The 14,781-nt window shown below is 63.2% G+C and carries 11 protein-coding genes and 1 rRNA gene; 1 reads left to right on the top strand and 11 read right to left on the bottom strand.

Going from position 1 to position 14,781, the window contains the following annotated elements; translation table 11 throughout:
* Window positions 1-25: 25 nt before the first annotated feature.
* From mraY to QQS38_RS10855, 10 genes are all read right to left on the bottom strand, one after another.
* Entirely contained in the window at window positions 26-1,195 is a 1,170-nt protein-coding gene (gene mraY, locus QQS38_RS10810; RefSeq protein WP_479645350.1) for a phospho-N-acetylmuramoyl-pentapeptide-transferase, read from the bottom strand.
* Window positions 1,196-1,208: 13 nt separating this feature from the next.
* Window positions 1,209-2,657, bottom strand: a complete 1,449-nt coding sequence (locus QQS38_RS10815) for a UDP-N-acetylmuramoyl-tripeptide--D-alanyl-D-alanine ligase (protein WP_479645351.1) — start codon at window positions 2,655-2,657, stop codon at window positions 1,209-1,211.
* Entirely contained in the window at window positions 2,654-4,195 is a 1,542-nt protein-coding gene (locus QQS38_RS10820; RefSeq protein ID WP_479645352.1) for a UDP-N-acetylmuramoyl-L-alanyl-D-glutamate--2,6-diaminopimelate ligase, read from the bottom strand. The genes QQS38_RS10815 and QQS38_RS10820 overlap by 4 nt, the downstream gene beginning before the upstream one ends.
* Window positions 4,192-6,039, bottom strand: a complete 1,848-nt coding sequence (locus tag QQS38_RS10825; protein ID WP_479645353.1) for a peptidoglycan D,D-transpeptidase FtsI family protein — start codon at window positions 6,037-6,039, stop codon at window positions 4,192-4,194. Before QQS38_RS10825 ends, QQS38_RS10820 begins: the two co-directional genes overlap by 4 nt.
* Window positions 6,036-6,434 (bottom strand): cell division protein FtsL, encoded by a 399-nt coding sequence (ftsL, locus tag QQS38_RS10830; RefSeq protein WP_479645354.1) that lies wholly within the window; start codon window positions 6,432-6,434, stop codon window positions 6,036-6,038. Before ftsL ends, QQS38_RS10825 begins: the two co-directional genes overlap by 4 nt.
* Window positions 6,431-7,372, bottom strand: coding sequence for a 16S rRNA (cytosine(1402)-N(4))-methyltransferase RsmH (gene rsmH, locus QQS38_RS10835; RefSeq protein WP_479645355.1), 942 nt, complete (start codon window positions 7,370-7,372; stop codon window positions 6,431-6,433). The genes ftsL and rsmH overlap by 4 nt, the downstream gene beginning before the upstream one ends.
* A gap of 26 nt (window positions 7,373-7,398) precedes the next feature.
* Window positions 7,399-7,827 carry a division/cell wall cluster transcriptional repressor MraZ gene (gene mraZ / locus QQS38_RS10840; protein ID WP_277429247.1) on the bottom strand — a complete coding sequence of 143 codons (429 nt, stop codon included), beginning with the start codon at window positions 7,825-7,827 and terminating at the stop codon, window positions 7,399-7,401.
* A gap of 379 nt (window positions 7,828-8,206) precedes the next feature.
* Window positions 8,207-8,848 carry a 2-polyprenyl-3-methyl-6-methoxy-1,4-benzoquinone monooxygenase gene (gene coq7 / locus QQS38_RS10845; RefSeq protein ID WP_479645356.1) on the bottom strand — a complete coding sequence of 214 codons (642 nt, stop codon included), beginning with the start codon at window positions 8,846-8,848 and terminating at the stop codon, window positions 8,207-8,209.
* Between the two features lie 211 nt (window positions 8,849-9,059).
* Window positions 9,060-10,775, bottom strand: a complete 1,716-nt coding sequence (locus QQS38_RS10850; RefSeq protein ID WP_479645357.1) for a long-chain-fatty-acid--CoA ligase — start codon at window positions 10,773-10,775, stop codon at window positions 9,060-9,062.
* A gap of 122 nt (window positions 10,776-10,897) precedes the next feature.
* The gene (locus QQS38_RS10855) at window positions 10,898-12,982 is read right to left on the bottom strand and encodes a molybdopterin-containing oxidoreductase family protein (RefSeq protein WP_479645358.1); all 2,085 of its coding nucleotides are present in this window, start codon (window positions 12,980-12,982) and stop codon (window positions 10,898-10,900) included.
* 173 nt (window positions 12,983-13,155) lie between these two features.
* On the opposite strand from QQS38_RS10855, the gene QQS38_RS10860 reads away from it, so the two are divergent.
* Window positions 13,156-14,358: a M20 aminoacylase family protein gene (locus QQS38_RS10860; RefSeq protein ID WP_479645359.1), complete on the top strand. Its 1,203-nt coding sequence runs from the start codon at window positions 13,156-13,158 to the stop codon at window positions 14,356-14,358.
* A gap of 318 nt (window positions 14,359-14,676) precedes the next feature.
* Here the strand turns inward: QQS38_RS10860 and rrf are convergent.
* Window positions 14,677-14,781, bottom strand: a 5S ribosomal RNA gene (gene rrf / locus QQS38_RS10865); the annotation flags it as partial.

The following is a 14,781-nucleotide window of genomic DNA, read 5'->3' on the forward strand; positions in this document are numbered from 1 at the left end:
CTTATTCCCTTGTGTTTGCGTTGCATCAGCGCAGCTTCAGCGTCGACAGGCCGACGAGGCACAACATCAACGTAATGATCCAAAAGCGCACCACGACTTGCGTCTCCTTCCACCCCGACAACTCGAAGTGGTGATGCAGCGGCGCCATCTTGAAGATGCGCCGCCCTTCGCCGTAGCGCCGCTTCGTGTATTTGAACCAAACCACCTGCAGCATCACCGACAGCGTCTCGGCCACGAAAATGCCGCCCATGATGAACAGCACGATTTCTTGCCGAACGATGACCGCGATCGTGCCGAGCGCGCCGCCGAGCGCGAGCGCGCCGACGTCGCCCATGAACACCTGCGCGGGATGCGTGTTGTACCAGAGGAATGCGAGCCCGGCCCCACCCATCGCGGAGCAGAAGATCAAGAGTTCGCCCGCGCCCGGAATATGTGGAAACAGCAGATACTTCGAATAGACCGAACTGCCCATGACATAGGCGAAGACCCCCAGCGACCCGCCGACGAGCACGACCGGCATGATCACGAGACCATCGAGACCGTCGGTCAAATTCACGGCGTTGCTCGCGCCGACGATGACGAAGTAGGTCAGCGCGATGAAACCCCATACGCCGAGCGGGTAGCTGATCGACTTCAGAAACGGCAGCATCAAATCGGCGCGCGCCGGCAGCCCCATCGACAAGCCGCTGCGCACCCACGCCATGAACAAGTCGAACACGCGCACGTTGTTCGCCTCCGACACGCTGAAGGCGAGGTACACCGCCGCAAAAATGCCGATCACCGACTGCCAGAAGTACTTTTCGCGCGACGACATGCCGCGCGGGTCCTTGTAGACGACCTTGCGATAATCGTCGACCCAGCCGATCACGCCGAAGCCAAAGGTCACGAGCATCACGATCCAAATGAAGCGATTCGTCAAATCGGCCCACAGCAGCGTCGACACCGCGATGCCGATCAGGATCAGCACGCCGCCCATGGTCGGCGTGCCCGATTTGACGAGATGCGTCTTCGGCCCGTCGGTGCGCACTGCCTGGCCCACCTTCATCTCGGCCAGTTTGCGAATCACCCAGGGCCCGCACACGAGCCCGATCACGAGCGCGGTGATGGTCGCCATCACCGCACGAAACGTCAGATAGCCGAATACGCGCATAAAGCTTGCGTCGTTCTGCAGCCATTGCGCCAGCACCAGCAGCATGCTCGTCCTTCTTTCAATGCGCGCCGGGCGAGCCGCCCGACGCGTGGGGTGGTTGCGTCACGGTGAGCGCGTCGACGACGCGCTCCATCCGCATGAAGCGCGAGCCTTTCACGAGCACCGTCGCGCTCGCGCCAAAGCCCGCTTGCAGCAGGTGCTCGACGAGCGCGGATACGTCGTCGAAATGACGAGCGCCGCCCGCGCCGGAGAGCGGCCCGCCCGCATTGAAGGCTGCGCTCGATTCGCGCGCAGCCTCGCCGAGCGAGCACAGCGCGTCGATGCCGCGCTCGCGCGCGTAGGCTCCTACCTCGCGATGAAACTCCGGGCCGTTCTCGCCCACTTCGCCCATATCGCCCATTACGAGCACCCGCGGTGCGGCGCGCGCCGCCAGCACGTCGATCGCAGCGCGCATCGAGTCGGGATTCGCGTTGTAGGTGTCGTCGATGACCGTGGCGCCGGCAAGCGCACCGGCCGTGGCGCGCTTCGTTTGCAGCCGCCCCTTGACCGGCGCGAACGCTTCCAACCCGCGCGCTATCGCATCGAGCGGCACACCGGCCGCCACCGCCGCCGCCGTGGCTGCCAGCGCGTTGCGCGCGTTGTGCTCGCCGAGCGCCTGCAACGTCGCTTCGAACGCGCCCATCGGCGTGCGCACTTGCAAACGGCTGCCTGCCAGCACGCCCGTGACGGCCGCACGTGCTGTTTGCCCAGCGCGCGAAGCGTCTTCGAGCGCGAAATCGACGATACGGTTCCCTGTCGCCGCGACGCGCCAGATGCCGGCGTAGGCATCGTCGAGCGGAAACACCGCGACGCCGTCCGCAGGCAGCGCATGAATGACGCTCGCATGTTCGAGCGCGACGGCCTCGACCGTCGCCATGAATTCCTGATGCTCGCGCTGCGCGTTGTTGACGACGGCGATCGTGGGCAACGCGATCCGGGCCAGCACATCGGTCTCGCCCGGATGGTTCATGCCGAGTTCGACGACCGCGAGCCGATGCGCATCGCTCAAACGCAGCAGCGTGAGCGGCAGTCCGACGTCGTTGTTGAAGTTGCCCGCCGTGGCGAGCCGCCCCGTTTCGCCAGCCGCTTGCGCAAAGATCGACGAAATCATCTCCTTCACCGTCGTCTTGCCGTTGCTGCCCGTCACGGCGACGAGCGGCATCGTGAAGCGCCGGCGCCAACCGCGCGCCAAGGCGCCGAGCGCCGCGCGCGTATCCTGCACGAGAAGCGCCGGGGCCGTCCAATCGTCGGGCAAATGCGCGGCCAGCACCGCGCTAGCGCCGCGCGCCGCGACCTCCGACAGAAAATCGTGGGCGTCGAACCGGTCGCCTTTGAGCGCGACGAACAGATCGCCGGGTCCGGCCGTTCTGCTGTCGGTGCACACGCGCTCGATCGCGACGGCGCCGTCGCCGCGCAGCGTCGCGCCATCGATCCATCGAGCGGCTTCGTTCAGCGAGAACATCGTCATTGCTCGCCTCCGCGCGAATGCGTGGCCCGCGCGCCCAATGCGAGGCGAGCGTGATCCTGGTCGGAGAAGACGCGCTTTTTGCCCATGATTTCCTGTGTTGCTTCGTGCCCCTTGCCCGCCAGCACGACTACGTCCTCGCGCGCCGCACCGCGCACCGTATGCAAGATCGCGTTCGCACGGTCTTCGATGCAGCGCGCGTTCTCGCCATGACGCATGCCACGCACGATCTGATCGATGATCGAGCGCGGATCTTCGCTGCGCGGGTTGTCGCTGGTCACGACGACGACGTCCGCGAGCCGCTCCGCAATCGCGCCCATGAGCGGGCGTTTCGTCGAATCACGATCGCCGCCGCAGCCGAACACGCAAACGAGCTGGCCTGCGCGCGCTTGGGCGATCGGCCGCAACGCCTCCAGCGTTTTTTCCAGCGCATCCGGCGTGTGAGCGTAATCGACCACGACGAGCGGTTCGTCGTTCGCCAGGCGGCCGCCGAGGCGCTGCATGCGGCCGTTGACCGGCTCGAGCTTCGCGAGCTGGGCGAGCGCATCGGAGAGCGGAACGTCCGCCGCGAGCAGCGCACCGAGCACGCCGAGCAAATTGCTGACGTTGAATTCGCCGAGGGTGCCGACTTCGACATCGGCGACGCCCCAATCCGACGACAGATGGAACGCCGTTCCGGTCGCCGTCGCTCGCACGTTCGTCGCGACGAGCGCGGCGTGCGCGCTCGGGGCGTCGCTGGCAACGCCGATGCCGTAGGCGATCGTCGGCAATCGCGGCTGCGTGCGGGCAATCAGACGCCGGCCGGCGGCATCGTCGCGATTGATGACCGCCGTCTTGAGCGTCGGCCAATCGAACAGTTTCGCTTTCGCCGCCTCGTATGCCTCGAACGTATGGTGATAGTCGAGGTGATCTTGCGTGAGATTCGTAAACACGGCGATATCGAACGCCGTGCCATTGACGCGACCTTGATGCAGCGCGTGCGAGGAGACCTCCATCGCGCACGCGCGCGCCCCGGCGGCAACCAACTGCGCAAGGGAGCGCTGGGTTTGCGGCGCATCCGGCGTCGTAAAGCCGGTATGAACCAACTGCCCCCACATGCCCGTGCCGAGCGTGCCGATTAGGCCGCACGGCTCGCCCAGCGCGGTGAGCGCGGCGGCGATCCATTGCGACGACGAAGTCTTGCCGTTCGTTCCGGTCACGCCGAACATGCGCATCGACTCGCTCGGCGCGCCGTACCATCCGCCCGCGATTTCGCCGGCCAATTGATCGAGGCCCGGCACGGCGAGCGCGCGCGCCGGGTCGACGTTGCCCGCAAACCCTTCCGGTTGGTACAGGAGCGCGCCGGCGCCGCGCGAGAGCGCCGCCGCGATGTGCGGCCGGCTGTCGGCGCCGTCGACAGCGTACGCGACAAAGATGTCGCCGGCGCCGAGCGTGCGCGAGTCGCCATGCATCTGCGCGCCCGGGAGCGCGTGCAGACGCAGCCAAGCGAGCGCATCGTCCACTTGGCTGCGCATACGATCGTCGAGGTTCGGCATGCTCATCGGATCACTCCCGGATGCGCACGCATATCGGCCGATACGGTCAAGGCCCTTCCGGACGCGGGCGCGGCCGCGTTCGAAGGCGCCGCGCCCGCTGCCTTGCCGGCGTCGTCCGAGACCACGAGCTGCTTGACCGGCATGTCGGGCGGCACGTTCAGCGAGCGCAAGGTATCCCCGGCGATACCGGCGAATACGGGGCCCGAGACGTAGCCGCCGAAGTGGCTGCCAGCCGTCGGCTCGTCGATCGAAACCGCCACGACGATGCGCGGATTGGGCATCGGCGCCATGCCGACGAACGAGGCGCGATACTTGGAGTGATCGTAGCCTCGTCCGGAGTGCTTATACGCGGTGCCGCTCTTGCCACCGACTCGATAACCCGGCACGGCAGCCTCGGGCGACGTGCCTGCCGTCGATACGACCGATTCGAGCATCGTTCGCACTTCGCGCGCGGTGGTCGGCGAGAAAATTTGCGGCCCGGTAGGAGGCTGACTCCCGTCGGTCTTGAAGATCGACAGAGGCATCAGTTGCCCGTCATGAGCGATGGCGGTGTAGGCTTTGGCAAGTTGAAACAGCGAAACGGACAAGCCATAGCCGTAAGACATCGTCGCCTGCTCGATCCGGCGCCAGCTCTTCCAAGGCCGCAATCGCCCCGCGACGGCGCCGGGGAACCCCACCTTCGGGGCTTGCCCGAGCCCGACGCTGGTATACATGTTCCACATTTCCTCGGGCTTGAGCGTCATCGCGATCTTCGTCGCCCCGATATTGCTCGACTTTTGAATCACCCCGCCCACCGTCAGAACGCCGAAGCCGCTATCGTCGGTGATCGTCGCGCCGTCGAGCGTGAAATGCCCGTTGCCGGTATCGACGAGCGTATTGGGCGTCACGCGGTGCAAATCGAGCGCGAGCGAAACGGTTAGCGGCTTCATGATCGAGCCCGGCTCGAAGACGTCCGTTAGCACGCGATTGCGCAATTGCTCTCCCGTAAGCCGAGAGCGATCGTTCGGGTTGTAGGTCGGGTAGTTGACGAGCGCGAGTACATCGCCCGTGCGCACGTCGACGACGATGGCCGCGCCGGCTTTCGCCTTCGACTTCTCCACCGCGGCCTTCAGGTCCGAATAAGCGATGTACTGAATCTTGCTGTCGATCGAGAGTTCGACATCCTTGCCGTTGTGAGGGACGACCTGCTCGTCCACGTCCTCGATGATGTGCCCCATGCGATCCTTGATCACGCGGCGCATGCCCGGCGTGCCTGCGAGGATTTTCTGGTCGCTCAACTCGACGCCTTCCTGGCCCTCGTCCTCCACGTTGGTGAACCCGACCAAGTGCGCGGTGATTTCGCCTTCGGGATAGAAGCGCTTGTATTCCTCGCGCTGGTAGATGCCCGCAATGCCGAGCGCCGCGACTTTTTCAGCAACGTCGACCGGCACCTGGCGCTTCACGTACACGAACGTCTTGTCCTCGGACAGCTTCGTGCGCAGCTCTTTTTGCGTCATGCCGAGCAGCTTGCCGAGCGCCGCGATCTTCGCGGGATCGACATCTTCCGGGACCGATTCTGGGATCGCCCAAATCGCACGCACGGGAAGACTCGTTGCAAGCACGAGCCCATTGCGGTCGAGCACCTTGCCACGCGTGGCGGGCAACTCGATCGTGCGCTCGTAACGGCTTTCGCCCTGCTTCTGATAGAAGGCATTGCCCGGGCCTTGAATCCAGAATGCGCGACCGGCCAAGGCGACGAACGCCATGAACAATAAAAAGACGACGAGCTTGGAGCGCCACAGCGGAAGCCGCACCGATAGCACCGGACTCGACGAGAACGTGAGGCTTTTCGTCTTCGGCGCGTGCTTCATCTCGCGCCTCCGCGATTGGCGGACGAGCTAAGCGGCTTGGCCGGCGCGCGCGCGGGGCTCTTGGCAATGCGTGCTGCGGGCGCGCTGGCCGGCATGACGGCGATTGGCGCGTTCTCGGCGACGCTCGCACCGGGCGCGAGCGTCAGAAACTGGGTATCGCCGGTCGAAGCCGGTTGCATTTTCAGCGTGGCCGTGGCCAGTTGCTCGATGCGGGAAGTTTTGGACAACGCGCTCTGTTGGTATTGCAGTTGTGCGTAATCCTGTTGCAGTTGCCGCTCCTCCGACTGGGCGCGCTCGAGTTGCACGAACAGTTGCCTTTGTTGATTCGTGGCATTGACGACGGAGAGGGCGCAACCTAGGACGACGATCAACAGAAAGATATTGAGGCGGCTCATGGCGCGACGCGCTCCGCGACGCGCATGACCGCCGAGCGGGCACGCGGATTGGCCTCGATTTCGAGCGCGCTCGCGAAAACGCGCCCAACGAGCTTCATGGGCGCGGAAGGCAGATCGACGGCGCGAATCGGCAAACGACGATCGACCGCAGGCGCGGATGCATGCGCCTGCATGAATCGCTTCACGATTCGATCCTCGAGCGAATGAAAGCTGATGACCACCAGCCGCCCCCCTTGCTCCAACGACGACAACGCCGCCTCTAAAACGACTTGCAGCTCCGCAAGCTCTTGATTGACGTGAATCCGTATAGCCTGAAAGGTGCGGGTGGCCGGATCCTTGCCCTTCTCACGGGTCTTGACTGCGCGAGCCACGATTTCGGCAAGCTCGCCCGTGCTGACGAGAGGCCCAAGACGGTCGGACTCTGCCCGGCGAGCAACAAGCGCCTTTGCAATCTGAACAGCAAACCGTTCTTCCCCATAATCTCGAATCACCTCCGTCAGTTCCTGCTGACTGGCTCGCGCCAGCCATTGCGCAGCGGACTCGCCGCGCGTCGGGTCCATCCGCATGTCGAGCGGGCCGTCGGCGCGGAAGCTGAAACCGCGCGAGGGATCGTCGAGCTGCGGCGAGGACACGCCCAAGTCGAGCAATACGCCGGCGACTCGCTCGACCCCGCGCGCCGCCAGCGCAGGCGCCAACGACGCGAAACTCTCATGCACGATCTCGAAGCGAGGATCCGAAATCGCGCTCGCCGTCGCGATCGCCTGCGGATCCTTATCGAACGCGATCAAGCGCCCGCCTGGCGCAAGCCGCTCCAACACCGCGCGACTGTGGCCGCCACGCCCGAACGTACCGTCGACATAGACGCCGTCCGCGCGCGTGATCAACGCATCCACCGCCTCATTCAACAGCACCGTGCGATGCTGAAATTCGTTTTCCATCGCAGCGCCCTATTTCCAAACCGCGATCAAAACGTGAAATTCTTCAGCGCTTCGGGCATGCCCTGCGCCATCGCCGCTTGTTCCTTGGCCGCATAGGTCTGCGCATCCCAGAGTTCGAAATGGCTTCCCATGCCAAGCAACATGATTTCCTTTTCCAGGCCGGCGGCCATGCGTAATTCGGGAGAGACGAGGATGCGTCCCGCGCTGTCGAGATCGACGTCGGAGGCGTTGCCGAGGAAAATGCGCCGCCACCAATGCGCATCCATGGGCAACGCGGCGATCTTGGCGCGGAAGACTTCCCACTCGGGACGAGGAAACAGCAATAGGCAGCCGTCCGGGTGCTTTGTCAGCGTCACCCGTCCTTGTGCCTCGCCTTGCAGCGCCTCGCGATATCGAGAGGGCACGGACATGCGCCCCTTCGCATCGAGCGTCAGCGCCGACGCCCCTTGAAACACCGTTTCTCTCCCCTTCGCAGCCTTAGGCCTCGAGCCTCGAAAATCGCCCGGAATGATCCGAACAATCCACAAAAATACACTTTCTCACACTGTCTCCCACTTTAGAGTAAGGCCCCAGGCCGGTCAAGGGAGAAACCCGTTTTTTCGGAGAATTTTGTTTGTAAGAACAAGGACTTACGCGCAACCCTTCACGCAATGAGAGAAAATGGAAAAGCGTTATAAAAGAATGAACTAGTGCACGTTGTGAATGTGATACGTGAGAAGCTCGCCGCGAGCGCCCATGCGGGCGACGCGTGCCGCGAGAAAAGGTGGGATGAAAAGCGGACGGATTCGAGGGTGGATCGTCGAGCGACGCGAGCGCGCCGCTCCCACTTCAAAGTTAAATGTAATAGGCCGTTTGCGTCATCACTTTCGACGCGGCCCGCATCAGCGCTTTGACCGGCAGCGGCAACTCCACGCCACCCGCTTCAGTGGCGGATTGGCCGTGCATCCGTTCGTCGTCGCGCATTTGCTCGACGATCGCGCGTGAATGGCGGTCCGCTTCCGGCAACGTCTGCAGATGCCCTTCCAGGTGGCGCTCGACCTGGCGTTCCGTCTCGGCCATGAAGCCGAGGCTTGCACGATCGCCGAAGCAGCCGGCGGCGAAGCCAATCGCCAGCGCGCCAGTGTACCAGAGGGGGTTGAGCAGACTCGGGCGTGAATCGAGCTCGCGCAGCCGCGCGGCGGTCCATGCCAAGTGATCTTCCTCCTCGCTCGCGGCATGCTCGAATGCGGCCTTGAGCCCCGGCGAGCGAGTGGCTAACTTTTGCGCCTGATAGAGCGCCTGCGCGCAGATTTCGCCGACATGGTTCACGCGCATGAGCGCAGCCGAATGAGCCCGCTCGGGCAGGGTCATCTCGGTCTGGGCCGGCGCTCCCGCCTCGGCCGGCGCCGGCTCGGGAACGGGTCTGGTCATGCGGCTCACGCCTGCAATCGATCGCAGCCCGCGGTCAAACTCGCTAATCAACTCGTCCAGCGTCATCGGCCTCTCCGTGCAGCGCAGCCGCGCCGAGCGCCGTCAAGCGCTCCTGTGCGGCCGCTCCCGTCGTTCTGGCGAGCCCCGCGCTCATGGGCCGGGATTCGAGCAAAACGACGGCTAATCGTGCATTTTAGACGAAGTTGTATCGCACATATAGGGTGTGGCGTCGGCCCGTGCATCACGGGCTTTTTTGCCGCCCCCGACCTTGGCCCGGCTAGGTCCCGCTGCGCTCCTGAACCACCGGCGCCTGCGCAGGCGCCGTATTGGCGTCGCGCAGTTCACGGCGCAAGATTTTGCCCACGTTCGTCTTGGGCAAGTCCGTGCGGAATTCGACGATCTTGGGGCGCTTGTAACCCGTCAGTTGCTCTTTGCAGAAAGCGATCACGTCGGCTTGCGTCAGCGCCTGATCGCGCTTGACGATCACGAGCTTGACCGCCTCGCCCGAGTGCTCGTCGGGAATACCAACGGCGGCGACCTCGAGCACCCCCGGATGCTTGGCCACGACGTCTTCGATCTCGTTCGGGTACACGTTGAAACCAGACACGAGAATCATGTCCTTCTTGCGGTCGATGATCTTGAAATAGCCGCGCTCATCCATGATGCCGATGTCGCCCGTTTTGAAGAAGCCATCGGGCGTCATCACCTTGGCGGTCTCGTCGGGCCGATTCCAATAGCCGGCCATCACCTGCGGCCCGCGAATGCAGATTTCACCGGGCTGCCCGATCGGCATTTCGTGGTTGTCGTCGTCGCGAATCGACATTTCGGTCGAGGGAATCGGAAGCCCGATCGTGCCGCTGAACTCGGTGGCGGTCACCGGATTGCAGCAAGCGCTCGGCGAGGTTTCCGACAAGCCGTAGCCTTCGATCACGGGCACATGCGTACGCTCGTACCAGCGCTTGGCCACCGCCTCCTGCAGCGCCATGCCTCCCGCGTTGGCCACCATCAGCTTCGAAAAATCGAGCTTGCCGAAATCCGGATGATTGAGCATCGCGTTGTACAGCGTGTTCACGGCCGGAAAAGTGTTGATCGGAAAGCCCTGCAACTGCTTGATCATGCCTTTGATATCGCGTGGATTCGGGATCAACACCCCGAGCCCGCCCGTGCGGATGGTCAACATCGCGCACACAGTCAACGCGTAGATGTGATACAGGGGCAATGCGATCACATTGACGATCTGCTTCACTTCAGGATGCAGCGAGTGCGCCGGCTCGTGCCAGGCCGCCGATTGCAGCACATTCGCGACGATGTTGCCATGAGTGAGCGTCGCGCCCTTCGCTACGCCGGTCGTACCGCCCGTGTATTGCAGGAAAGCGACGTCGTCACGCGTGAGCGTTGCCGCGGCGAACGACAGACGAGAACCTTGCGCGAGCATGTCGTTGAATTTGACGTGGCCAGGCAGGTCCCAAGCCGGCACCATCTTCTTGATACGACGCACGACGAAATTGACGAGATGCCCTTTGAGGCCCATCAAATCGCCCATCGACGCGACCACGACGTGTTTGATCGCCGTGTTGCGCACGACAGCCTGCAGCGTGACCGCGAAGTTTTCGAGCAAAACGATGGCCTCGGCTCCGCTGTCCTTCAGTTGATGCTCGAGTTCGCGCGGCGTATAGAGCGGATTGACGTTGACGACCACATATCCGGCGCGCAGCACGGCCGCCAGCACGACCGGGTATTGGAGCACGTTGGGCATCATGATCGCCACGCGCGCGCCGCGAGCAAGACCCTTCGCTTGAAACCATGCGCCCACCTGCTGCGACAGGGTGTCCAATTCACCGTAGGTGATCGACTTGCCCATGCAGACGAACGCGCGCGAAGCGCCGTACTGCCGGAAGCTCTCCTCGAGCAATTCGCCGACCGACGTGTACGCCGACGCGTCGATTTCGGCTGGGACGCCGGGCGGATACGATTTCAACCAGATTTTTTCCATGTGGCGTCTCCCTGAACTTTTCGAATGGTCGTGCTAAAAGGCGCATCCTAGCCGGTCGCATCGCCCGAAACAACCGAATTAGATACCGACCTCGAACTTCAAGAACACCGCTTGCACCACATTTAGACCGATGCACGCTCGACTTCGACGAGACAATCGTAGAAGGTCGCGGAACCGCCCAGGTCGGTCAGCGCTTGGCTCGTCACTTGATTGGCGTTGCACCCATCTGGGGCGAGCTTCTTCCACCAGATCGACAAGCCGACCACCACGCCTTCGCGCGCACGATCCGAAACGCGGGCGCGAGCCAGAAAAGCGCCTCGGTCGTTGCGGATTCGGACCATATCGCCTTCGCCTATGCGGCGTATCGCCGCATCGTCCGGATGGATGTCTAGATGCGGCTCGCGCTCGCTTTCGCGCAGGCTATCGACGTTGACGAACGTGCTGTTCAGAAAGTGGCGCGCCGGCGGCGAAATCATCGCGAGCGGGTAACGGGCTGCGAGTTCGGGCGAACCGTCGACCGACTCATGGGGCGGTACGTAATCGGGCAGCGGATCCAGTCCTTCCCGCTCGAGCAACGCGCTCGCGAATTCGCATTTGCCCGACGGCGTGCGAAATCCACCCTCCGCGAACGGCGCATCGGGCAGGTTCAGCTTAGCCCAGCCTTGTTCGTTCAGCCGCGTCCAATCGACGCCTTGAAGTGCAGGGTCGTCCCAGCGAAACGCGCTGCGACCGATGGCTTCGTCGCTTTCGAAGAGCGCCGGCTCGTCCAGCCCCATGCGCTGCGCGAGACCGCGAAAGATTTCCGTGTTCGGCAGTGCTTGCCCGATTGGCGCGATCGCCGGCCGATTGACCATGACGTAGGTATGTCCATAGGAGCGATGCACGTCGAAATGCTCGAGTTGCGTCGTGGCCGGGAGCACCAGATCGGCGTAATCGGCGGTATCCGTCTGAAAATGTTCAAGAACGATGGTGAATAGGTCTTCACGCGCGAACCCCGCGGCAACGCGGGCCGAATCGGGCGCCACGGCGACCGGGTTGGAGTTATAGACGACCAGCGCCTCGATCTTCGGCCCGAACGCCGCGTCGCCTTCATGCAGCAATGCATCGCCGATCGCATTCATATTGACGATCCGCGGCAATTCGGCGGGCCAGCCGGGCAGCAGATCCGGCCGCTGTAGGGCCGCCGTGTCGAATGGCGTCCAACCTGAGGACGACAGCAGCAACCCGCCCGCGCGGTCGCGCCAGGCGCCGGTGAGCGACGGCAGGCACGCGATGGCGCGTGTGGCGTTGCCGCCGCCTCTCACGCGTTGCATCCCGTAATTGAGACGAATGGCGGCCTTCCGGGTCTTGCCATAGAGCCGCGCGAGGTCGGTCAGTTCGGCGGCGTCGATGCCGCAGATCTGCGCCACGCGCGCCGGCGGATAAGCGGCCGCTCGGTGCTTGAGCGCCTCGAAACCGACGGTGTGCGCCGCAATGTAGGCATGATCGATCAGATCCTCGGCAATGAGCACATTCATCATCCCTAGGGCGAATGCCCCATCGGTGCCCGGGCGCAGCGCAATGTGCTGGTGACATTTTTCGGCCGTCAGGGAACGATAAGGGTCGATCGCGACGAGCCGCGCGCCGCGCCGCTTCGCTTCTTGCGCACGGGTCCAGAAATGCACGCTCGATGTGATCGGGTTGGCGCCCCAAATCAGGATGAGCTCGCTCTCCTCGAAAAATTCCAGATGCATGCCGAGCGAACCGCCGTAGGTGTATTTGAGTCCGGCCATGCCTGCTGCCGAGCAGATCGTGCGGTCCAGGCGCGATGCCCCGAGCTTATGGAAGAAACGCTGCGCGATGCTTTCCCCTTGCACGAGGCCCATCGTTCCTGCGTAGCTATACGGCAGGATAGCTTCGGGTTCGCGGCGGGCAATTTTAGAGAGCCGTTCGGCTGCATAGCCGAGCGCCTCGTCCCAGCCGATCGGCTCGAAACGGCCAGCGCCTTTGGGGCCGACGCGCTTTAGCGGTACGGTCAAGCGCTTCTCATGATGGACGCGTTCGGGATAGCGGCTGACCTTCGTGCAGAGCACGCCCTGAGTGGGCGCGTGATCGGGATCGCCGGTCACTTTGACGACGCGGCCATCCGCGACGGTCACGCGCAGCGCGCAGGTGTCGGGGCAATCGTGAGGGCAAACGGCGCGGGCGAATTCAAAGGGCGCATTCATAGGGCGGTCCGTGAACGACGGTCATGCATAGGGAATGGGCGATCATTCTAGTCCTTTTGCCTTGATGGCCCGGCCCAAATTGGCGTCAGGGGACATGGGCGTAGAATGGTTCGTTCGATAGTAGCGACAGCAGCGCCATTTTCTCGAACGTCACTTTCATAGTCGAACGCATCATGAAACTCATACCTGAAGTCTTGGCCGCGCGAGACGAAATCCAATCCCTGCGACGAAGCATCCATGCCTTCCCCGAATTGCGCTATGAAGAGACGCGCACGGCCGATCTCGTGGCCCAGTGCCTTGAAAAGTGGGGGCTGCGCGTGCATCGCGGATTGGGCAAGACCGGCGTCGTCGGGGTCCTTCAGCGAGGAACCGGCGCTAGGTCTATCGGGCTAAGGGCCGATATGGACGCCTTGCCAATCCAGGAACTCAACACGTTCGAGCACCGTTCGCAGGCCGGGGGCAAAATGCACGCGTGCGGGCATGACGGTCATACCGCCATGCTGCTGGGAGCGGCTCGGTACCTTGCCGAGCATGGCGGCTTCGACGGTACGATCGTGTTTATTTTCCAGCCGGCCGAAGAGGGAGGCGCCGGGGCACGAGCCATGATAGAGGATGGCTTGTTCGAACGATTCCCTGTCGATGCCGTGTTCGGCATTCACAACTGGCCGGGTATGCCGGCCGGGACCTTCGGCGTGACTGAAGGCCCGATTATGGCCTCGAGCAACGAATTCCGTATTGACGTAAAAGGCGTCGGGGCGCATGCAGCGATGCCTCACAATGGACGCGATCCGGTTTTTGCGGCGATTCAAATTGGAAACGCGCTGCAAAGCATTATCACGCGCAATAAGAAGCCGATCGACACTGCAGTCTTGTCGATTACGCAGATTCATGCGGGCGATGCGGTAAACGTGATTCCCGACGATGCGTGGCTGGCGGGCACCGTCCGCACCTTCACGACTGAAACGCTAGATATGATCGAGTCGAAAATGCTGAAGATCGCGGAAGCGACGGCGGCGGCATTCGATTGTGCCGCGACTGTTACCTTTCACCGCAATTATCCGCCGACTATCAACAGTGCCGATGAGACTCGTTTTGCGGTCGAAGTCATGCGCGAAGTGGTGGGTAGCGACAACGTGGAGCCTCGGACCGAGCCCACGATGGGGGCGGAGGATTTCGCGTTCATGTTGCAAGCGAAGCCGGGCTGCTACGCATTCCTCGGCAATGGAGACGGCGGGCACCGCGATGCGGGCCACGGCGCTGGGCCGTGCATGTTGCATAACGCCAGCTACGATTTCAATGACGAATTGCTGCCTGTGGGGACGACCTACTGGGTACGGCTGGCGCAGCGGTATCTGGCGGAGGGAATCCAACGCTAGGGCGCGCTTGCTCCGAACGCTGGGCTCGGCGATGGATGCTGGTTGAGCGCTGGGCCGAGGGCGGGTGACTTTCAAGATCGTCGTGCCGAGCACGCGTGCGGTGTGCTCGGTTCGCTATTTCCGCTTGGCTAATGGAAGAGCAAAACAGCCCCTGGCACCTCGGGCCCCAGTGATTCTTCGGGTCGAACGGCGAGCTGGACCAACTCGTGCGGATGCGGCGCACGAAGGCCAGCGATTCGACGGCGAGTGTTTTGTGAGGCGTTAAAAGCACAAACCCCCGGTAGCGCTGAGGCTAGCGGGGGTTTGGAGGCAGAAGGAGCCTGACGATTACCTACTTTCACACGGGAATCCGCACTATCATCGGCGTGGAGTCGTTTCACGGTCCTGTTCGGGATGGGAAGGGGTGGTACCAACTCGCTATGG

It is taken from the genome of Trinickia sp. Z7 (genome assembly GCF_056498045.1).

Bases quoted from the DNA above. Each gene is read 5' to 3' on its own strand.
- mraY (WP_479645350.1), bottom strand. From the start codon at position 1,195: ATGCTGCTGGTGCTGGCGCAATGGCTGCAGAACGACGCAAGCTTTATG.
- QQS38_RS10815 (WP_479645351.1), bottom strand. From the start codon at position 2,657: ATGACGATGTTCTCGCTGAACGAAGCCGCTCGATGGATCGATGGCGCG.
- QQS38_RS10820 (WP_479645352.1), bottom strand. From the start codon at position 4,195: ATGAGCATGCCGAACCTCGACGATCGTATGCGCAGCCAAGTGGACGAT.
- QQS38_RS10825 (WP_479645353.1), bottom strand. From the start codon at position 6,039: ATGAAGCACGCGCCGAAGACGAAAAGCCTCACGTTCTCGTCGAGTCCG.
- ftsL (WP_479645354.1), bottom strand. From the start codon at position 6,434: ATGAGCCGCCTCAATATCTTTCTGTTGATCGTCGTCCTAGGTTGCGCC.
- rsmH (WP_479645355.1), bottom strand. From the start codon at position 7,372: ATGGAAAACGAATTTCAGCATCGCACGGTGCTGTTGAATGAGGCGGTG.
- coq7 (WP_479645356.1), bottom strand. From the start codon at position 8,848: ATGACGCTGGACGAGTTGATTAGCGAGTTTGACCGCGGGCTGCGATCG.
- QQS38_RS10850 (WP_479645357.1), bottom strand. From the start codon at position 10,775: ATGGAAAAAATCTGGTTGAAATCGTATCCGCCCGGCGTCCCAGCCGAA.
- QQS38_RS10855 (WP_479645358.1), bottom strand. From the start codon at position 12,982: ATGAATGCGCCCTTTGAATTCGCCCGCGCCGTTTGCCCTCACGATTGC.
- QQS38_RS10860 (WP_479645359.1), top strand. From the start codon at position 13,156: ATGAAACTCATACCTGAAGTCTTGGCCGCGCGAGACGAAATCCAATCC.